The sequence below is a fragment of the Bacteroidales bacterium genome (assembly GCA_041671145.1).
Taxonomy (GTDB): domain Bacteria; phylum Bacteroidota; class Bacteroidia; order Bacteroidales; family JAHJDW01; genus JAQUPB01.
The window spans coordinates 1-22,128 of record JBAZBZ010000048.1 but is presented as its reverse complement, the minus strand read 5'-3'; the positions used below and the strand labels follow the sequence as shown (position 1 = coordinate 22,128).

Genomic DNA, 22,128 nt, shown 5'->3' with positions numbered 1-22,128 from the left:
GAATTCTATTCAAATCGTTTAGCAATTCAAAACAACTGAAACTATTATCTGCCAATATTTCAAAGAACTTTAATAAAAAAACGTTAGGACGTTAGTGTTTTGAGATTAAAACTCAAAAAAATGTTTAATTTTGAAAATAAATGCCAGCCAATGTTTATTAATGAGACAATATATGAAAATAAGGAATGGAAAAACATGCTTGTAAAGAAAACAAACCCCAATCGCCCTATATGGGCAAAAAATAAAGTTAAATCAAAATTATTAAAAGCAAAACCGTATTATAATTTCTTTAAATAATGAGTTAGCGAAATAAAAATGTCCAGTTTTTTATATAATTTACTGGACATTTTATTATATTTGCAACAATATTTAAAATTATGAAAATTGTTGATTACATAGCATCTACTATAGACAGGTTTTCCAAAGGTTATATTTTCACCTATTCCGATTTTGAAACAGATGTAAGAAATAAGGAAGCTGTTATTAAATGTTTGAATAGAATGGTAGCATCCGGCAAAATACAGAAACTTGCTAAAGGAAAATACTACAAACCTGAAAGTTCTGCCTTTGGCGCATTGCCTCCATTGCAATATCAGGTGGTAAAGGATTTATTAGAAAGAAATGGTAAAACAACAGGTTATATCACCGGCTTTGGCGCTTATAATGAATTGGGTTTGACAACACAGGTATCTAATACCATACAAATTGGTAGAAACGAAATAAAACCTTCAATAAAAAGAGGAATTTACAAAATTGCTTTTGCCAAACAAAAAAATAAAATCACTAAAGAAAATATTCCATTATTAAAAATTCTAGATTCAATACGATACGTAAAATCAATACCTGATACTACGATAGATAATAGTTGCAGCCGACTACAAGCTATACTTAAAAAGTTGTCCTACACAGAACGTGAATTAATAATAAAGTTGTCTATGTTATATCCACCTTCTACAAGAGCATTGTTAGGTGCTTTAATAGAAAGGGATATAGAAAAAAAGAAAATTGAGGCAATTCGTAAATCTTTAAATCCAATTACAATCTATAAGTTGTCTGTTTCTGAAAATGTTTTACCTAATGCTAAAAACTGGAATATAATATGAAACTTCACAAAGATGCAAAGCTGTTTGTCGATACTATCAGAGCAGCTTCGCAAAAACTAAATATTATTCCGATTTATATCGAGAAAGATTATTGGATTACACTTGTGTTGAGTGAATTGGCAAAAAGCAAATATGTCGAAAATGTAGTATTTAAAGGTGGGACATCTCTTTCAAAAGGTTATGGTTTAATAAATAGATTTTCTGAAGATGTTGATATTGCTATTATTAATGAATCTGCAAGAACCGGAAATGAGATTAAAACAATTATTAGAACAGTAGAGAAAGAGATAACAAAAGAATTAGTTGAAAAACATATTGAAGGCGTATCAAGCAAGGGCTCAAGATTTCGTAAATCAGTTTTTGAATACCAAAGCATTGATGCGAGGAATAAATCAAATAAATTGATTGTTGAAATAAACTCGTTTTCTAACCCATATCCTTTTCGAAAATTAAGCATTGAAAGTTTTATCGCAAAATTTCTCAAACAAACAGGAAATTCAGATTATATAGAAAAATACAGTTTGCATTCTTTTCAAATTAATGTGCTTGATAAGAAACAAACGTTAATTGAAAAATTAGTTTCACTCATTAGATTTTCGTTTGATGTAAATGCAATTCAAAGTATTGCTTCTAAGGTTAGACATTTTTACGACTTGTATTATTTGTTATCAGATGCAGAATGTGCAAAGTTTGTAGCAACGAAAGAATTCACAAAACAGTTTAACAACATTTATAATCATGATAGAAAAACTTTTGATATTCCAAAGGATTGGAGTAATAAATCTATTAACGAATCACCTTTGATTTCTGATTTTGATTCTGTTTGGAATAAAATAAAAGACACATATAGTAAAGAACTTTCGGCATTGGCATTTACGGAAATTCCTTTGGAAAATGAAGTAGCAGATAAGTTTAAAATATTAATTAAATTTGCAATAATAAATTAACTTATGTAATGTCTCTATGTTATATGCTCCAGAAAAATATCTCAATTCTATTCTCTCAAAAACAGGGATTGAAAAAGATATTTCTCTGCTTATTCAATATTTCATTTCCAAATCGGACAAGAATCTTCATTTCATCATTGACGAAAAGGAACTTGATATTTCAGAAGTTCTCACAAATCATTGCTACCAACTTAACGGAATAAGAACTTTTAATTTTCAAATCGGACAAAAGGTAGTTCAATTAAAGAATCCGAAAAAAACATTTACAAAATCTGCTTTAAAAACTTTTTTTAGTCCTTTAAAAATCATTTGCCTTGAGCCACAAATAGGACTTTCCAACGGTCAAACAAATAGAACCGTTGGCAGCTTGGTTAAATTTATTCCGCTAACAAACTCTTCCGTTGAGAGAGTGGGGATAATTCAAAACAGAGTTGAAGCATACGAGAAGATTTTTAATGCTACCACACAAGCAGATTTTTTCAGCAATGAAAAACTTTTAGTAGTAGGGAACAGAAACTTATTCATTTCTATTCATAAAGAATATCCTGCTTGTTTCGTTTCAAGAAACGAAAATGAAATTACAGAGATTGAATACAACTCCCCTTTGTTGCCAAAGATTACTGTTCTGAAAAACATCAATCTGCTTGACGATTATCTGCAACAAGAAATAAATGGCAATCAAATAACATTTAACACTTGCATTTTTGTTGGAAGTTCAAAATTTGAACACTCAATAAATGTTATCCGCAATTATTACAACCAAAGAAAATTTGCTAAAGCAATTTTCATTGGAGAGAAAGACCTAAAAATTGAATTGGGAAACAATCAAGTGCCGCTTAGATGGAAATGGACAATCCCTGAAATAATTTTTTTCAAAAGCGAAAGAAACATTCAGCACAAACCAATCATTATTCAGAACAACGAACTTGAAAAGGCAATTGCGGACTTTTATCAGGCAGTCCGAGAAATTGAAAGCAGACACACTATTGGTTTGAAATCAATTTACCGTTTCATCAGACGACTTTACTATGACTGGAATCTAAAACAGGAAACAACTTTCACAAAACTTCACCAAATACAAGAGGAGTTTGACATTGAGTTGAAGAAACTTCTGATTGAAACCCTTGGGAATATTTTTCAGGACTTTAATTTTGATGAGTATCAAATACCGCTTTCAGCAAAATTTGCGGAAATCATAAAGGCACTGAGGAGCAACAACAAAAACGAAAAATTAAAATCGTATCAAACAAAAATTCATCAACTTGTTTTGCCTTCGTTCTTGTGCAACGCAAACAAAGCAGAGCTAAACGAAATTGCAAAGCAATCACAGCATCATGTTGGAGTAAAATCACTTCAAGACATTACACAGTTGCAAAATACAGCAACAAAACATTCAAACAACCAGAACAGAAATTTTTATTCACTCACAGCAAACGGAACGAAAGCAGAAATTCTTTCTTATTCAAAAAGTGATGATACAAATGAAGAACATCACAAAGTGATTTCTTCCATATACGGAAGCGGAAAAGTTGAGAAGTTAATTGAACGATTAGGCAGAGCCAAATCAGAATACAAACTTCTGCTTTACAGCATTGAGGAAAAAGCATTGAAGCATCACATTGAAACTTACATTTCAGATTTAAACAGCGAATACATTTCGCAAGACCGCTTTCAAATTAGCGGAGTTGAATTCAGCGACAACTATTATCAATTTTCAAACTACGATGAATTAATTGAAGCGCTTGCTTCAACCAAACACGACCACAGAGAAATCGACAATTACCGAATTGTTTTTACCAACAACAGCAAACTAAAACTTCCATCAAGCAAAACTGTTTTGAAAATTGTTGGCAGTGAAAAATATCTTGTGTTGGTTGAAGATTTGAATGTTGGCGATAAAGTTTTGATTTATGTAAACCCAGACAAAAAACTTTTGCGAGACATTATGGAATTGAAGAACCCCGAGCTAATGAAAAAGGCAGAGGTGTATTCAGCACTTTGGAGAAGTTGTTTGTATGATGCCTATCAAAATAACATAATGGCTGAACCGCTTTATCAGCAGTTAGTGAGAAATCATTTTTCAGTTAGTGAATTTACTTTCAGAAAATATATTGATGGAGAAGTAATGTTCCCAAGAAGTTTTTCTGACTTAATAATTATTGCAAAAACTATAAATGATTCCCGACTCTCGTTTGACTTTTTGAAAAACACAATGAAACCAAAAATTGAAGAATACAGAGGAATGGAAATTGAATATGGGTTCAAATTCAGTAGCAGCATAAACCATTACATTATTTCAGGAGAGGCAGACGATTTTATTTCAGAATGGTTGACGAAAAATGAAATTGAAGATATCGTTTCACAAATACAAGTCAAAACCATTAAAGACATTGAACAAATAACGCAAAACAACGATGACTAATTATAGAGATTCATTTTACAACGAAGTTCAAAAAGGATTAGTCGGAACAGGTTCTGACATTTTCGGAGTTCCCGACAGTGAAGAACTTATTTCTGATTATCCTTTGAACAGATACTATTCAGGTATTTTATTTCCGAATAAAGATTTTCCAACGGGCAATCCAAAAACGGAAGAAGAAATTGAAAGCAACAGCAACCAAGCAGAGACAGACGAAAACGATTATGACAACGCAGAGGAGAAAGAACCAACAGGCGATTCAGAGGAGAAAGAAGAATCAAACGAAGAAGATAATTCTCAAACATCAGATACACAAGATTACCAGTTAATTCAAAATGCCTTTTTTCCAACTCACATTGGATTTACATTTTGCATTCAGTCTAAAAAATTTATCGGAGTATATTTTTCATTCGGTATTTACGACCAGTTAGAACCTCCACAGCCCGAAATAAAAATTGCAATTTCAAAAGAAGGTTTTGAAAGCTTCTTTGACACAGGAATTGAAACTCAACTTTCATTCAAAGACATTCTTTCTTATAACGATGGCTTCATGCAACTTTCAAGAAAGCTAAACGGAAGCAGAGGCGGTAGAGAAAAAAGAAGCGGAGAGTATTTGGACTTTGACAAATTCAAAAACTATAAGAACATTGGCAAGAAGGAAGTTTACAAGTATATTCACTTACTTGAAAAACTTTTAGGCAGAATTTGGAAGCGAGAAGAACACAAAATCCCTGAAGAAGTTGAGATAAAGAATACAAAGGAGCCAAAGGAAATATTTCGCAAAGAATACGGCAGTCAAATTATTTCGGTTGGTTATATGGTAAAAACCTATGAATACAAAGGCAATAACTATGTGAAAATATTATTGCTCAACAATTCAAACCACCCTTCAAACAAATACAGCAACTCAAATGAAAATTTGAATCGGAAATGTTTGTTCCAAACAAATATTTCTGTTGAAAACATTTCACTCAAACCCTACAAGTCGCAAACTGAATTGCATCCTTTTGACGAGAAGCAAAATGAAATCAATTTTATTTACCGAGACATCAAGAGTTATGGAGTTGGACACAATTGTTCAGTTCAGTGGAATGATTTACCCAAACCCAATTCCATTCAAACGGCTTTCATGCCTGAAAGAATTGTTTACGGAATGAAGAATGATTTTTCCAAAGAAGATTTTCCAAATGACTTTGATGCTTTAAATAAATGTTTGGAAGTAAAACAACTTTCTCATTTCAATGACGACAAGAAAGGAATCATCAAAAGTTTAAAGCTGTTTGTTTCTCTTTATGAAAAATGGATTGCAGCACAGCAAACAACCGCAAACAGTTTTAACGGTGAAGAAAAGAAAATCGCAAACAAACTTGTTGGAAGGCAAGAGGAAAATCACAAACGGCTAATCCGAGGAATTGAGATTTTAGAAAAAGACAAAAGCGGAAAAACATTTCATTGTTTTCAGTTGGCGAACACTGCAATGTTTATTCAAATGATAATAAGCAACGACAAACGATTTGGAAATAAGGAAAGGCATTTAATTGATGAAGTTGAGAAAGCCGATTACAATTCACTAAAGTTTTTTGAAGATTACAACGACTGGAAGTTTATCAATCCTGACAAGCCAGAGCCACCACGATACAGACCATTTCAGTTAGCGTTTCTTCTTTTAAGCATTGAAGGAATCATTGACGAAAATTCAGACGACAGAAATAAAATTGTTGATTTGATTTGGTTCCCAACAGGAGGAGGAAAAACAGAAGCATATTTAGCAGTAGGAGCATTTACAATTCTATGGAGACGACTAAGCAACGATTCAGATACTTCAAAGGGAACAAGTATTTTAATGCGTTATACTTTGCGTTTGCTGACTTCACAGCAATTTGAAAGAGCATCACGATTGATTTTAGCATTGGAGTTTTTGCGAAGAAATTTTGAAGATGAATTGCACAAGGAAAAAATTTCAATTGGACTTTGGGTTGGAGAAGGTGCATCGCCAAATCAGATTCAAGATGCAAACAAAATTGTTGAAGATGCAACAGGGAATTTTGAAAAGGCAGACCAATACAAGCAGGTTACAGCTTACCGCTTGTCCCTGGTGCGGAGTAAAGTTGGTTTCAAAAACGGCTAATGGTTGGACTCATGGTTACGATTGTCAGACAGGCACACACGGGTATTTTTATTTCAAGTGTGTAAATAATGTGTGTGCGTTTCATGCAAGCAAGTTGCCTATACAGGTAGTTGATGAAATGCTTTACAAGCAACCACCAACACTTCTATTTGCTACAGTTGACAAGTTCGCAATTCTTGCTTCACAGAAAGAAGGCGAGACACACAAATTTTTTAATTCATTTTCTGATGCACTTCCACCTGACTTAATTATTCAAGACGAGTTGCACTTGATTAGTGGACCATTGGGTTCAATAGTTGGAATCTTTGAAAGTGTTGTAGATTATTTGTGCACAAAAGGAAACCGCAGACCGAAAATAATTTCATCAACAGCGACAACAAGAAACACTTCACATCAAATCAGTGAACTGTATGCAGGCAAGCAAGTAAATATTTTTCCACCATCGGGAATTTCGTACAGCGATAGTTTCTTTGCGAAAGAAACTATCAGCAAGAGAAAGTATGTTGGTTTTTTACCGACTGGAAAAACAGGAATCAACACACAACTTTGGATTATACCTTACTTGCTTTACACACGAATAAAACTTTTTAATGAAAATGAATTGTCCGCTTTGAATTTGTATTGGACAATTGTTTCTTACTACAACTCGCTGAAAGATGTAGGAAAAATTTACAACAAGACGAATGATGAAATTCAAATCAACACCAATGTTTTATTCTACCGAAATTTTGGCAACAATTCAATCCTTCGTTATCTGATTAGAGATATTGACAGCCGTTCACTTGAACTCACAAGCCGAATTGAAAGCAACAATATAAAAGCAACTTTGAAAAGGTTGGAAGATGAATTTGCAACCGAAACTTCCGAAAGAGGAAATGAATATGTGAAAGATGGATTGGATTTAGTGTTAGCTTCAAACATGATTTCAGTTGGTATTGATGTGAGCAGATTGAATGTGATGTTGGTAAACGGAATGCCAAGAAACATTGCGGAATACATACAGGCGAGCAGTCGTGTAGGCAGACGACATGATGGAATTGTTTTCACTTTGTTCAATCCAAATCAGGCAAGAGACAAATCCTACTTTGAAAACTTTAATTCATTTCATCAAGCGTATTACAAATTTGTTGAGCCGTTAAGTGTAACTCCATTTACTGAAAACACAATTCGCAAAATGCTAACGACAATTTTTGTTGCGTTCATGCGAAATAGTGTTTCGGGTTTGACAAAAAATTCAGAGGCAAAACATTTCATGCCTGAAATGGCTGATGGTTTCAAAGAATACATTACACAGAGATTTGGGAACAGCGATTACTTAAACACTTTGCTTGACGACTTAATTAAGAGTTGGACAGCAAAGAGAAAACGAATCAACAATTTGACTTACTCAACTCTTTTGAAAAAGACATCAACTGATATAAATCCGTTTGAGGAAATTTGGTTGACGATGAATTCACTTCGTGATATTGACACAGAAACTTATTACAGAATAAACGACTTGGCAACAAATTAACTATGGCAAAATTTTTCAAGAAAGGAAACACACAGCGAACAGTGAAACGCTTCATACATACACAGACACGAAAAGCAGTTACAGCAACATCGGGAGTTCAGGCAATTATTGAAAGTCCCGTTGGTGCTTATAAAGTGATGGACATAAATCACTGGTGGTTTTTCAATTCAAACAATCCGAGTAACTACTTACTGACTGACGATGATGGCAACTACATTTTTGAAATAAAAGAACCAAGATTGTTGAATCGTTTGAGAGGCACAGGGATTTTCAGAATCTTCAAAGGTTAATTCAAGTTCCACCAAATGCACAGAACGAGGACAATAGGTTAATGCCAGCAAAAGAAAATCAAGTTGGCAGAGCAGAATATTTTCCGAATTGGTTTTTTTGTGAGACATGCGAAAGATTTAAACCCATTGCTGATTGGTGGAATGGTTGGCAAGATGTATTGAGAAATGATGAAGGATTAAACAACCCCGACAGAATAAGAGAACGATTTATTTATGACACCAAACTTTCAGGCAGACCAAATTGTTTTTGCTGTTACAAGGATAATTTGCTGACAGGAAAACCGAAAAGAAAATTTCACAAGTTGGAGCAAGTCCGTTTTGTTTTTGTCTCTCCTGATGGTGAGATAAAAGATATTGATTGGACAAAATGGATTACAGCAGAACGATTAGGAGCAAATAACACCGATGAAGATACCGAAGGGCTTGAAAGCGGAAGATACGTCTTAGGGCAAGAAACTTGTTGTCCGAATCCAAATGATGTTTCGCTGAAATACATCCGTTCAACAAAACTATCTGACTTAGCTGGAATCACAATTCAGTGTGAAAGTTGCAATAGAAAGAAAACGCTTGCTGGTTTCTTCAATCTTCGGAGAAAGAAGGGAAACATCACTGACAGCCAACAGAAAACTTATCCTATTTTCTTCAAACCATTAATCAGAACAAGCAACAGTATTTACTATCCGATTGTGATGAACAGTTTGTTCATTCCCCAACCTGAAATAAAACTATCACACGACCAAAAAGCCACTATCCGATTATTAAGCACGACAGGTAATTCAGCAGAGCAGATTGCGGCAGTTACAAAAATTGCTTTGAAAAATGTTCAGCAAGTTTTAGGCGAAGGAGTTTATTTAAGTGAGAATGATTTTCGCAAAAATGAATATCACTATTTACTCAACGAGTATCAATATTTGCTTAACACAAGAAACTTTGAATCAGTGGAAAAGGATTTAATCCTTGAAGACATTCCACTAAATGATGAATTGAAAAATTTTGGCTTTGACAAAATCATAAAAATCAAACGGCTGAAACTTACTTCTGTTCAAACTGGCTACACAAGGTTAAGCCCAATGGACAGAGATACATTTTCAAATAGCAAAGATAAATTCATTCGCTTTGACAACAAAGACATTCCGTTGAAAGCAAAGTTCACCATTGCCAAACCAAACGAGACAGAGTATTTGATGGGTGTAGAAAACTTTGGCGAGGGAATTTTCATTAAGTGGAACGATGATAGAATGAATTCTTTTATTACCACTTTTATGAAAAACGAAAAGTCAAAAGCAGAAATTATTTCGCTTTATCAGCGAGTGCAGCAAAATGAAATGATAAGTAAAGACAAATTTGCAAACACAATTCATTTAGCAAAGACAGTTTTGATACACAGCTTCTCTCACTTAATAATTAAGGAATTGGAATTTCTTTGTGGCTATTCTTCTTCTTCTGTTTCGGAAAGAATCTATTGCGACAGCGACACAATGAACGGACTTTTGATATACACCATTGCAGGAAGCGAAGGAAGTTTTGGAGGATTGATTAAGCAAGCAGACAGCGAAAACTTTTCAAAGATTTTATCTTCTGCATTGTTGAGAGCCAGAGATTGTAGCAGCGACCCGATTTGTTATGAAAGCGATGGACAAGGAGTTGGAGGACTTAATTACGCAGCTTGCTATTCGTGTTTGCTGATTAGTGAAACATCTTGCGAAGAATTCAATTCTTTCCTTGACAGAAAAATATTAATTGACAATAACTTTGGATTTTTTCGTAAATAATAAACAAACATATTTATGAGCATCGTTATAAAAGTATTAATATTCAACAATAAATTTAAAATAGCAAATTGGTTTAAATGTTATGTGAATTAATCAAATTTGCCCCTTATTAGCCCCCATAAAAAACAAAATCCCTCATAGAATAAGGGATTTTAGCTTAAAAAAGTACCCGAAGCCGGAATCGAACCGGCACGAGTGTAACCTCACTGGTTTTTGAGACCAGCGCGTCTACCAGTTCCGCCATTCGGGCAATTATTCATCATATTAAAAAATCTAAGCACCAAAAAGTTTTTTAAAAAAGAAATTCTTTACTTTTTCCCCATTTTTCTTTTTCAAATCATCGTAATAGCCATAACCTTTATTGTAATTAAAATTGTATCCATAGCCATAGCCGTATGCATACCTGTACCCGTAACCATAAACGCGTTTATCAACATTTATATCATTAACAATTATTCCGATATTATTTGCATGTGTATTTTCAAATTCTTTAAATACCGACTCAAAAACATTTTTATTGGTTTGGTTATGCCTTACAATAAAAAGATTTACATCAGAATATTTGGTTAATAGATAGGCATCAGTTATTAGACCTACAGGCGGTGTGTCGATAATAATATAATCGTATATTTCTTTAAGCTTACTGAATAATTGTTTTGTTCTTTCCGATGCGATTAATTCAGAAGGATTTGGTGGTATGAGTCCTGCTGTTATTACATCCAGATTAGGCAGTTGTGTTTTCTGAATTATTTCTTCCAATTCTGAACGGTTAATAAGATAATTGCTTATGCCGACATTGTTGTTTAAGCCAAGTTCTGTATATAAACGCGGTTTTCGTAGGTCAAAACCAATCAAAAGAGTTCTCTTTTCTATCAATGCAAAGATTGATGCGAGATTAATTGAGCAAAAAGTTTTTCCTTCACCGCTTAAAGAAGAAGTTACAAGCAATGTTTGTTTTTCATTATCTTTTGAAATAAATTGCAGGTTAGTGCGAATGCATCTTATAGATTCGGAGATTCTTGATTTTGGTGAATCAAGCACTACTATCGGGCTTTTGCTGTTGCTGTGAATCACCATTCCCAAAATAGGTTTATCGGTAACATTTTCAATTTGTTTCCTGTCAATTATTTTTACATTAAAATAAGAAATAAAGAAAAATATCATGAATGGTAATCCTAATCCTAAAAACAAAGCAATTATATAGTTCATCTTATCTTTCGGAAAAATTTTTCCGGTAATTCTTGCTTCATCAACTACTTTATTGTCCGGAACATTTGATGCTTTGGCAATGGCAGCTTCAGCACGTTTTTGCAACAAATACGTATATATTGCGTCATTCAACTTGAATTTTCTCTCAATGCTTACAAGTTTTCTTTCTGTTTCAGGCAATTTATTGATTTCCGCTTCAATCAATTCCATTCTGCTGTCAATGCTACTCTTTGCAATTTCAGTTGAATTAATCGAATTCTGCAAGTTTTCAATTATATTATTTTTTATGTTTTCAATTTCAAGATTCATTGTATTAGAATAAGGATTTTTCTGCTTGGTAGAATAATTAACGCTAACTTTTTCGCCATATAATTTTATCAATTCCATCAACAGGTTGTTTAATACAACGTCCTCAATGCCTATTGCTGAAGGTGAAATGATTTCTTTAATGTTTTTATTACTTTCAATATAATCTTTCAGATATTTATAATATTTACTTTTCACAATAAGAATAGCTCTTTCATTTTCCAATCCTTGCAATTTTTCAAATACTTTTTGTGCCTGAAAAGAAACATCCATAACCTTATTTTCAACTCTGAAATTTTGAAGTTTATTTTCTGTATATGAAAGCGAATCGGTAATTTCCGAAAGCTGATTGTCAATAAAATCAATTGTTCTGATAGCAATTATGTTTTTGTCTTCAAGATTTTTTGTTAAATAAACTTCAGTGAGTTTATTTAATAAATCTACTATTTTATTTGTATTATAATCTTCCAGAACAATATTAATTATTGACGCATCTTTATTGATTTTTTTTATTTGAATAGCTTTCATAAATTTCACAGTAAGAGCATCAGTAGAATTGAATGTAAAGGAATATTTTTCATCAAAATTAACATTGCTGAAACTTTTTGATGGAAGGATTTTAAAATTATAATATTTACCTTTAATTATTTCCCCGTAACTATAAATTCCATGAAGTTTAAATTTATCATCAAATTGTTCTGATTTATTATTTTGAAAATTGTATGTATTCGTTTTTTTATCAGTACTTGCTTCAATTCGGAACTTATTGTTATTTAAAAAAGTTATATAAAATTTTGTATTTATAGTTTGCAATTCCGCAGTATCGAAAATTACTTTGAATGGTGAATTTTTATACAATTCAACATCATTGAAATCTTTTCTGTAATAATATGAAACACTTAAATTCAATTCTTTAATAGTGCTATTTATCAAACTATATGATTGTAAAATTCCAATTTCATTTTCTATGTTCTTTTGCTTGCTGAACAGGTTCATTCCCTCAAAAAAGGAGCCTGTATTTATAGAAGGATTTTTTTTATCATCAGAAATTAATACCGCTGCACTTCCCCTATATATGCTCTTGCTGTATTTATTAAAAATATATGAAGCGCTTAAAGCAATTAAGATAGATAATACAAAAAAATACCAAAACCTGAAAATTGTAATGAAGAAAGGTCTTAAATCTACTTTTTCTTCCTGAAGTAATGCTTTTTCTTTTTGATTATTATTCACTCTATTATTTATTTTACTTTCATGAAATTTAAAATTAGAAGGAATGTCGTAACTGCTGACAATATGGTTCCGAAAGGAAAAGTCCCAAAACCCCATGGTTTGGTTTTCAATGTGGAAACATATATAACATCATTCGGCATTAAATAGAAAAATTCCGAATTAATAATATTTTTATCTGTAAGGTCTATATAATATGTATTAGTGCCTTCATTTGTGGTTCTTATCAACATTACTTTTTCTCTGTCTCCATATATACTTAAATCTCCTGCCATTCCGAGCACCTGAAAAATATTTACTTTTTCATCCATGATTAAGAAATTTCCCGGTCTTGTTACTTCACCTAAAACCGAAATATTGAAATTAACTAATTTGAGAATGACGGTTGCCTGATTCAAATATTCATTTATTGACTTCTGCACAATACTTCTTGCTTCTTCCAATGTAAATCCTTTAACGGAAATTTTCCCTGCTATAGGCAATTCAATATATCCGGAATCATTCACCGAAAAACTATTTACATAAACGCCCATATTTGAGGAATACATATTTGAATTATCTTCAACATTAAAGAATTTGCTTAACTTATCATCAACACTTAATACCTTAATATATATTATATCTCTGGATTGTAATTTGTATTTGTAATTTGTTTTGTTATTTTTTTCTTCTTTATCTTTCGAGGATTCCTTATCCTGCAAATAATTCATTCTTTTAAGAGGGGTACATGATGATAATGTCAATATGATTATGAAAAAAAATAAATTACTTACAAGGAATGTTTTCTTTCGCATTTTTATAATTTGTTGTAGATATACAAATATTAAGGGTGCAAATTTAAAAATAAATTTCAAATAATAATTAATAAAAGCATTATACTATATAAGAAGATTATTTGTTACATAATTTAATGAAAAGTTTTAAATACCGGCAGTAAGCGACAAGTTTGTGGTTTGTAGTTATATAAAGTTCAATAATAAATGTTATTAACAATTATTTTTCTCGGCTTTAAGCAAAATTAATGGAGTTCGCAGCAACAACGACAAACATTTAAACCACAAACCTATCTCAAGACAGCGTCATCAATCACTTCAAGTGTTTCGGGGTTGATTGCCTGCAATTTTACTTTTTTACCATTTATATAAAAAAATACAAGCGTATTTTCAGCAGCAAATTTTTTAATATAAGAAGACCATATTGGTTTCCCCTCATTGTGAAAGGGCGCACCGCCGCTACCATTATTTATCTGCCATATATGCCTTTTTAACTTTATTTTTTCTCCTTTATAATTTTCGGGATACATCGGAATTATTGTATCAACAAATGTTCTGCAATAATTGTGTTCGTCACCGGTAAGTATTGCAATAGTTTTAGTACTTTTATTACATATAATATCAAGAAGCTCATCTCTTCTTTCAATAATACCTTTATCGGCATTCTTGCCGGCAACAGAAGGACGGAATTTATTATCTCCGTTATACCACATTGCATCTGACAAATGAACTCCATTAGGAAAAATTGGTGTATGCATTGTTACGAAAATATTTTTTATTGCTGAATCTTTTTCAAAAACATGAATGATGCTTTTAAGCCACTCAAATTGATTATCCATAATATAACCATGAATGTTGCCGTCTATATATATTTCATTATTCGTTTTCGACGGTGAATACCAATAGTCAGAATTCAAAACAATCATGGCAGTATTGCCATATATATAATAATAAACATTTTCTCTGTATGGCGGAAAATTATATTCAACTTTGTCAATATCGTATTTGCTGTTATCTTCACTAATGGGTCCGTTTTCGGGATTAACAAAAACTTTTGCAAAATTAACTTCTGCCGATTGGCTCATTATTGGAAATTTAGGCACTCTGATATTGTTATCAAAATTAAAATAAACTGATTCGTGATTGCCCATGGTTGTGTATAAAGGTATAAAATGCGAAAACGGTTCGGTTGCTAATTTGAAATTTGTAAGCTGAAAAATAAAATCATCAATATTATCGGAGTATCCATCAATTAAATCGCCTGAAAATTGAACAAATGCAGCATTTTGAGCAGTCGCTGTATTCATTATTTTATTCACCATTGATGCATTTGTTCCATATATATTTTTTTCTTTCGAAGAATTATTGGCTCTGCTGTCGCTAACATAAGCAAAAACAAAAGGTTTGTCCGCTCCTTTCATTAATGCTGTCCTGAAATTATAAGTTTCGGAATTTCCGCTGTATTGAATTTTGTATTCATAAGTTGAATCGGGCATTAAATCTTTAATTTCAAATTCGTGATGAAAACAAATCTTAGTATCTTTATATGTTTTGTTATTTACAACAACATTCGTCGCAATTTCTTTATTAGTTTCAAATGAAATTGTAGAAGTAGAATATGTAACACAGTTAACATAAGGTCCGCTCACAATGTAATACTCATCAGCAAATGGGCTTTCTTTTTTAATATTTATTTTACCTTCATAAATTGCAGTTCCATCAGTTTTAACTATTTTGTAAACTGAATTTATCATAAGGTTTTTAGATTTAATTAAACTATCATATTCTACAAATAAATTTTTAATATCAATGAATGATTTTCCTTTTGTTATTTTATGTTTTTTTGAAAAATATTCAACTTTGGAATATTTGTTTTTTGTGTAAAATCCGAGAAATAGCAATCCATTAAAGTTTGTATCCTTAATATCAAAGTTCAAACCTTTGTCAGTATCAATAAGGCAATTCTGAAATTTTTTCAAAGAATATTTTACCGGTTCATGTTTTAAATAACTAATGCCGCCATCAGAATTTTTAATAAATAAATTATTCTTGGAATCAATATAAACATTTGCGAACAACGCAGGAGCAGCCAATCTGAATTGCTGTGCAAATAAAATTTCAACGAAAATCATATTTAAAATCAGGAATAGAATTCTTTTTATGCTTATCATAGTATTTTTGTTATTACCAAAATGTCCGATTAAAAGTATTTATATTTCAATTAAATCAGCTTTTTCTGATGTTAGGATAAAAAATACAAAATAAATACATTTAAGTATCAAAATTATCATTATCTTTGTTTAATATTAAAAAATTGTATTCACTTTGACTTCCTGTAAAATTAAAAAAAAATCTTGATTTCTTAGGTCTCTGCGGAATATTTTTAAAACTTATTCTTAACTAATATTTTTTGCATGAAAATACTATTAATTTCACCACTTCGAAATGTTACACAAAAGACAAGCAAAAACCTTATGATGCCTCAATTAGCTTTATTCATCATAGAAGGTTTAACACCAAAAGAACATGAAGTAAAAATTATTGAAGAAGAATCAAAAGAGATAAATATTGATGAAGATTGCGACTTAGTTGGTATAAGCTGCATGACTTCAAATGCAAACAGAGCATATTATCTGGCACAAGAATTCCGAAAAAGAGGAAAGACGGTGGTTTTGGGAGGAGTTCATCCTACAATTTTACCCGATGAGGCATTGCAATATGCCGACAGTGTTGTTATAGGAGAAGCCGAAGGTGTCTGGAAACAACTGCTTGAAGATTTTCGAAATAATAAATTGCAAAAAAAATATCATGTCCCCAACCCTGACATAAGCACATATATTCCGAAAAATTTTGCGCGGCTAAAATCAAGAAAAATTTTCAACATTATTCCCCTGATGACTACAAGGGGATGCCCATATAGTTGCGATTTCTGTTGCGTTTCAAATATTTTCGGTAAAGAAATAAGACATGTTCCGATTGAAAATATTGTGAGAGATATTAAAAGTTCAAAATCAAAAAAATTTATTTTCCTTGATGACAATATTATAGGGCAACCGAAGTATGCCAAAGAATTATTTAAAGCAATAAAACCACTTAAAATACAATGGGTGGGACAATCATCGGTGTCATTTGCAAAAGATGAAGAACTCATGCAACTTGCTGCAGATAGCGGCTGTAGAGTGCTCTTCATGGGATTGGAAAGCGTATCTGATTATCAGTTGAAAAATTTAAAAAAATCATACAACGATGTCGAGGAGCTGGAAACAGCAATTAAAAAAATCAAGAAAATGAAAATTTTAATTCATGCATCAATGATTTTCGGGTTTGACAGCGATACAAAAAATACTTTTGATGATACTCTTAAATTCTTAATCAGAAATAAAGTAAACAGCGTTTCATTTAATGTTCTGACACCTTATCCAGGCACTAAAACTTTTAACGAATTTAAAGAAGGAGGACGTTTGTTAACAGACGACTGGCAACACTACGACCACAACACTGTGGTTTTTACTCCGAAAAATATGTCGCCAATTGATTTGCAAATAGGAAAAATCATTACAAAAAAGAAATTTTACTCTACATCGTCTGTTCTTAGAAGATTTAGTGGAAATTTATATGACCCGCTTTTATATCTTTTTATTAATCTCGGACATATCAAGCAATCGAAAGTTGAAATAAACAAGATTCCTTCATTCAAATCAACAATTTCCGAGTTTGAAAATAATATTCTTTTGAGAAAGAAAGTAGTATTGGAAAAAGAATTAGTGGAAGTTTTTTAAGAGAGCGGGAAATCAATTCGAACGTTTTGCTTTTGTGCTTTTGAGTTTTTTCATGAGTTCGGTTGCATAAACAAATTCATTCAGTTCAGCATTGTCTGAATATAAAATATCGTTTCTATCTCCTTCCCACCACTTTTGTCCTTTAAGAATAAAAGTTACTTTATCGCCAATTTCAACAACTGAGTTCATGTCGTGTGTGTTGATGATTGTTATTGTTTGAAATTCCACTGTTAGTTCGCGAATAAGATTATCAATGACTATAGATGTTTTGGGGTCTAATCCAGAATTGGGCTCATCGCAAAATAAATATTTGGGATTTACCGAAATAGCGCGTGCAATAGCAGCTCTTTTCTTCATTCCTCCGCTTAATTCGGAAGGAAAAAGCTTATTGGAATTTGTCAAATCAACTCTATTTAGGCAAAAATTAACCCTTTCAATTTTTTCTTCTTCCTGCATTTCACTAAACATATCCAAAGGGAATTTTACATTTTCTTCAACTGTCATATAATCAAACAAAGCACCGCCCTGAAAAAGCATTCCTATTTCTTTTCTTATCTTCTTTTTTTCAACAACACCCATCTCATTGTAAATCCTACCGTCGTATATTATTTGTCCGGAATCAATTTCGTGTATGCCTACAATTGCTTTTAATAGAACGGTCTTGCCCGAACCACTCTGACCGATAATCAGGTTCGTTTTGCCTCTTTCAAAGTTTACAGAAAAATCTTTGATGACTTTTTTTTCTCCGAAAGATTTTGATATGTTTTTTACTTCAATCATATCAACAGTAATTGTGTTAATATAAGGTTAAATAACAAAATCACAATGCTTGAATAAACGACGGCACGCGTGCTTGCACGACCGACATCAAGCGAGCTTCCTTTTGTGTAATAGCCCTCGTTGGAAGAAACAGTGGTTATAATAAAAGCAAATACAATGGTTTTTATTAAAGCATAAGTAACGGTAAAAGGTCTGAATCCGAACTGTATTCCGTAAATGTAATTTGTTGATGTTATCAAACCTGTTGCAACGCTTGCAACCCATCCACCCCAAATGCTTATAAACATACTTATGATAACAAGAAAAGGATTGATAAAAACCGAAGCTATGATTTTTGGTAATATAAGATATCCTGCGGAATTTACACCCATCATTTCAAGTGCATCAATTTGTTCGGTAATTCTCATTGTGCCTATTTCCGATGCAATTCGCGAACCTACTTTTCCTGCAAGTATCAAGCTTACTATTGTCGGAGAAAATTCGAGAATTATTGATTCTCGTGAAGCATAACCTACAAGATAAGTAGGATAAAGAGGATTATCAATGTTTGAAGCAGTTTGTATTGTAATTACTGCACCAACGAAAATAGAAATTATAAGAGTAATACCAAGCGAGTCCAATCCTAAAACATCAATTTCTCTTATTATCTGTTTCCAGTATATCGAACGTTTTTCGGGACGTACAAAGACATGGCTTAACAAAATAAAGTACCTACCTATATAATTAAATGCATACACTCTTTTTCGATTTTAAATCAAATGCAAACCTAATCGTTTTTTTTTAAAACACAAAAGAAAATCAGTTTGAAGTTTACAGTTTTATGGTTGATTTTTTTTGTTAGTAGTTTATACTATTTTATAAGTTTCATCGGAATATGTATAAGATAAATGGATATATTGTTATGGTCGGAAAAACCGGAGAAAAAGAAATTGATTTTGTTTGTGAAAAGAATGGGAACAAACTATATATACAAGCATGTTATTTAATTCCCGACGAAAAAGTAAAACAAAGAGAATTCGGTAACTTACTTGAAATTAAAGACAATTATCCTAAAATAGTTGTTTCCCTTGATGAGTTTGCACCAAAAAATATTAATGGAATAATGCATATTCATTTAAAAGATTTTTTAAGTAAATGGAAATAGAAAAAGATTTTGCTTTCTTATAAGTTATTTAAGGATGTTCTTTAATTTTTTATAAAACTCTTCACTATTGTTCTGCTCTTATATGTAACTCTTACAACATACATTCCATTGTTTAATGAAGCTGTGTTTATTTTTATTGAATTAAATCCTTTATTAGCATCATCGTTGAAAATTTCTGTTATTTTTTCACCGATAGCATTGTAAAGAATTATCTTCACATTTTCAGCGGCAGGAACAATAAATCCGAAGTTTACTTCATTATCTGCAGGATTAGGAAACAAATCAGTTACGGAAAACTCTTCAGTAAGGGCAATGCAAAACCGGTTATTACTCATGTCATCATCCGTTAGTCCGTTAGGTTCATCTGCTTCCACGCAAATATATTTAGAAATGTTATCCTGATTGTATTTGAATGAGGAACTAAATTTATATGATATAACTTGCCCTGATGCCAGATTACCACTCCAGTTTTCAATAATGCTGGAACCGGCATCAATATTGGCAGACAAAATGGCGTTTTTAATTGTTCTTGTTCCCACATTAGTTAAATCAACGGTGAGATTAATGTTGTTGTTCTGAATTGTTTTGCGTAAACCTATTACGGCAATATCAAGTGATGAATGCATGACTTTTATTTCTTTTTTTACGGAATCAATGCATCCAAATCCTGTTGAAGAATATAACGTTATTGTATAAATTGAATTTGAAGTATAAGTATGCGAAGGTTCCGGCAGTGAGGATGTGCTGCCATCGCCGAAATTCCACGAATACGAGTCGCCTCCGCTTGTGAGATTGTCAAAGCTGACACCTAACGGAGCAACTCCGTACTGTGGATTAAAGTTAAAATCAACAGTTGGTTTTTCATGAACATAAAACTGTTTTGTAGTATCTTTTTCACATCCGGCTGAAGTTTTTACTGTAAGCTTTATGCTTTGATATCCGCTTGTTGTATAAAAAGTAAAAAAAGGATTTTGTACAAATGATGAATCAATATCCGAAAAATTCCATTTCCACCAGTTAATGGTATCGGTAGAAGAAGTAGAACTATCCAGAAACTGGCATGGAGTATTTTTACAAATTGTTCCCGTACCGAATTCAACGGTTGGTAACGAATGAATGGTGAGTTGTTTTGTTTTAGTTATAATGCAGCCCGAAAATGATTTTACTGTTAACGAAACATTGTATGTTTTGGCAGTATCATATCGGTGAACAGGATTTTGATTTATCGTATCAATTTTGCTATCGCCAAAATTCCAATGCCAGTATATAATTGGCCAAAACAATGGTGTTGTTGTTAAATCGGTAAAATTAACAGGGTTTCCTTCGCAAACTTTAGAATAATCGAAATCAATATTAGGGGATTGTCTTATAGTAATGGTTTTTATTATTGTATCCTTGCAACCTAAATTAGTTGTTACAATCAATGTGTCATGATAAGTTCCGGAAGTATTGTATGTATGTTTGGGAGTTTGTAAAACAGAAGTATTATTGCCACTACCGGGGTCATCAAATTTCCACGACCACGTATTAATGTTTCCGTTTAGCGAATTACTTCTATCATTAAAGCTTATTTCAACACCCGTACAACCGTTTACCGGAGTGTAATTTGCCTGCGGAAGAAAATATACAGTAACCGGTTTGGTTATGTTATTTACGCATCCTGCATTTGAAGTTGCAATTAAAGTAACAGTATAAGTTCCGGAATTCAAATATTTATGAGCAGGATTTTGGTTTACCGTATCAGTTTCACCATCACCAAAATTCCAATCCCATTTTGTAATTGTGTCTGGTAATTGCACATTTGATAAGTCGGAAAAATTTGTCGGATTCCCTTTGCAAACAGGAACAGCAGAAAAATTCATAACCGGTGAGTATCCTTTTGTTGAAACAGTTATTGTATCGGTTGCCACACAACCCAATACGTTTGTAACAGTAATATAATATGTTCCCGGCGTATCTACTTTAATTTTTCTTGTTGTTGCAGTTGTTGACCATGAGTAATGGTTGCCGGGCAATTGTCCCACAAGCAACCCTAATGAATCGCCCATGCAAAAGTTAACATTGGGACCAAGTGTTGCTTTAACAGAAAAACTATCCACCAAAACTTTTATTGTGTCTTTTACAAAACAGCCATTAATGTCTGTTACAAGCAGAGCAACAGTATCTGCCTGCGAAACTGTAATTGCAGAAGAACTTGAGCCGGTTGACCAACTATATGTATAATTATTTCCGAGTTGAGAACTCAATGTTACTGTGTTTCCAACACAAAATGAAGTATCATGTATATTCCATTTCGGGAATGCAACTTTTACCGTATCTACTGATTTATAACCGAAAACATTTGTTGCTGTTACCGAATAATTTCCTGTTTCATTTACTTTTATTGAGCTTGTTGTTGCTCCTGTTGACCATTGGTATGCAGAAAACCGATTAGGAATAAAAATATCTTTTAATGTAGCGTCGCAAAAACCATAAGGAATATTAATGTTTTCTCCGAGACAGACAGGGGGTCCGGCATATTTATTGTATAAATATTGCTCGATATTAATTCTTTCTTGATTGTTCAGCTTTCTGTCATATACTATTATTTCAGCTATATCACCCTTAAAATAATAAGGAGCACCTTCTCCTTGACCAATATTAAAAATATTATTTCCAAAATTATTAGAATTATCACTATTTAAAGTGTAGGAACCACTTGGAATATTACCATTTAAATAAGGGGTTACTTCATT

At 32.3% G+C, this 22,128-nt stretch carries 16 protein-coding genes and 1 tRNA gene; 10 read left to right on the top strand and 7 right to left on the bottom strand.

Annotated features, from left to right (window positions below; translation table 11 throughout):
* The first annotated feature begins 120 nt into the window (after positions 1-120).
* The 8 genes from WC223_12485 (at position 121) to WC223_12450 (ending at position 10,172) form a co-directional block, all read left to right on the top strand.
* Entirely contained in the window at positions 121-297 is a 177-nt protein-coding gene (locus WC223_12485) for a hypothetical protein (GenBank protein ID MFA6925054.1), read from the top strand.
* Between the two features lie 80 nt (positions 298-377).
* Entirely contained in the window at positions 378-1,103 is a 726-nt protein-coding gene (locus tag WC223_12480) for a DUF6088 family protein (protein MFA6925053.1), read from the top strand.
* On the top strand, positions 1,100-2,050 hold the full coding sequence (locus WC223_12475) for a nucleotidyl transferase AbiEii/AbiGii toxin family protein (GenBank protein MFA6925052.1): 951 nt from the start codon (positions 1,100-1,102) through the stop codon (positions 2,048-2,050). The genes WC223_12480 and WC223_12475 overlap by 4 nt, the downstream gene beginning before the upstream one ends.
* Positions 2,051-2,066: 16 nt before the next feature.
* On the top strand, positions 2,067-4,472 hold the full coding sequence (locus WC223_12470) for a hypothetical protein (GenBank protein MFA6925051.1): 2,406 nt from the start codon (positions 2,067-2,069) through the stop codon (positions 4,470-4,472).
* Positions 4,465-6,597: a hypothetical protein gene (locus WC223_12465; protein ID MFA6925050.1), complete on the top strand. Its 2,133-nt coding sequence runs from the start codon at positions 4,465-4,467 to the stop codon at positions 6,595-6,597. Before WC223_12470 ends, WC223_12465 begins: the two co-directional genes overlap by 8 nt.
* Entirely contained in the window at positions 6,500-8,110 is a 1,611-nt protein-coding gene (locus tag WC223_12460; protein ID MFA6925049.1) for a helicase-related protein, read from the top strand. Before WC223_12465 ends, WC223_12460 begins: the two co-directional genes overlap by 98 nt.
* 2 nt (positions 8,111-8,112) lie before the next feature.
* Positions 8,113-8,400 carry a hypothetical protein gene (locus WC223_12455; protein MFA6925048.1) on the top strand — a complete coding sequence of 96 codons (288 nt, stop codon included), beginning with the start codon at positions 8,113-8,115 and terminating at the stop codon, positions 8,398-8,400.
* A 41-nt stretch (positions 8,401-8,441) separates the two neighbouring features.
* Entirely contained in the window at positions 8,442-10,172 is a 1,731-nt protein-coding gene (locus WC223_12450; protein ID MFA6925047.1) for a DUF1998 domain-containing protein, read from the top strand.
* Between the two features lie 166 nt (positions 10,173-10,338).
* Here WC223_12450 and WC223_12445 read toward each other — a convergent pair.
* The 4 genes from WC223_12445 to WC223_12430 all read right to left on the bottom strand — a co-directional run bounded on the left by WC223_12445 (position 10,339) and on the right by WC223_12430 (position 15,861).
* A tRNA-Leu gene (locus WC223_12445) sits at positions 10,339-10,422 on the bottom strand.
* A gap of 23 nt (positions 10,423-10,445) precedes the next feature.
* Positions 10,446-12,920 carry a polysaccharide biosynthesis tyrosine autokinase gene (locus tag WC223_12440; protein ID MFA6925046.1) on the bottom strand — a complete coding sequence of 825 codons (2,475 nt, stop codon included), beginning with the start codon at positions 12,918-12,920 and terminating at the stop codon, positions 10,446-10,448.
* Between the two features lie 8 nt (positions 12,921-12,928).
* Positions 12,929-13,711 (bottom strand): polysaccharide biosynthesis/export family protein, encoded by a 783-nt coding sequence (locus WC223_12435; protein ID MFA6925045.1) that lies wholly within the window; start codon positions 13,709-13,711, stop codon positions 12,929-12,931.
* A 269-nt stretch (positions 13,712-13,980) separates the two neighbouring features.
* On the bottom strand, positions 13,981-15,861 hold the full coding sequence (locus WC223_12430; protein ID MFA6925044.1) for a metallophosphoesterase family protein: 1,881 nt from the start codon (positions 15,859-15,861) through the stop codon (positions 13,981-13,983).
* Positions 15,862-16,104: 243 nt separating this feature from the next.
* On the opposite strand from WC223_12430, the gene WC223_12425 reads away from it, so the two are divergent.
* Positions 16,105-17,469: a radical SAM protein gene (locus WC223_12425; GenBank protein MFA6925043.1), complete on the top strand. Its 1,365-nt coding sequence runs from the start codon at positions 16,105-16,107 to the stop codon at positions 17,467-17,469.
* A gap of 12 nt (positions 17,470-17,481) precedes the next feature.
* Here WC223_12425 and WC223_12420 read toward each other — a convergent pair whose 3' ends face one another.
* Both WC223_12420 and WC223_12415 read right to left on the bottom strand, forming a co-directional pair.
* Positions 17,482-18,249, bottom strand: coding sequence for an ATP-binding cassette domain-containing protein (locus WC223_12420; protein MFA6925042.1), 768 nt, complete (start codon positions 18,247-18,249; stop codon positions 17,482-17,484).
* The gene (locus WC223_12415; protein MFA6925041.1) at positions 18,246-18,986 is read right to left on the bottom strand and encodes an ABC transporter permease; all 741 of its coding nucleotides are present in this window, start codon (positions 18,984-18,986) and stop codon (positions 18,246-18,248) included. Before WC223_12415 ends, WC223_12420 begins: the two co-directional genes overlap by 4 nt.
* Before the next feature lie 137 nt (positions 18,987-19,123).
* Here WC223_12415 and WC223_12410 point away from each other — a divergent pair, with 137 nt between their 5' ends.
* The gene (locus WC223_12410; GenBank protein ID MFA6925040.1) at positions 19,124-19,393 is read left to right on the top strand and encodes a hypothetical protein; all 270 of its coding nucleotides are present in this window, start codon (positions 19,124-19,126) and stop codon (positions 19,391-19,393) included.
* Positions 19,394-19,434: 41 nt separating this feature from the next.
* Here the strand turns inward: WC223_12410 and WC223_12405 are convergent.
* On the bottom strand, positions 19,435-22,128 hold a 2,694-nt coding region (locus WC223_12405; GenBank protein ID MFA6925039.1), incomplete at its 5' end, for a PKD domain-containing protein.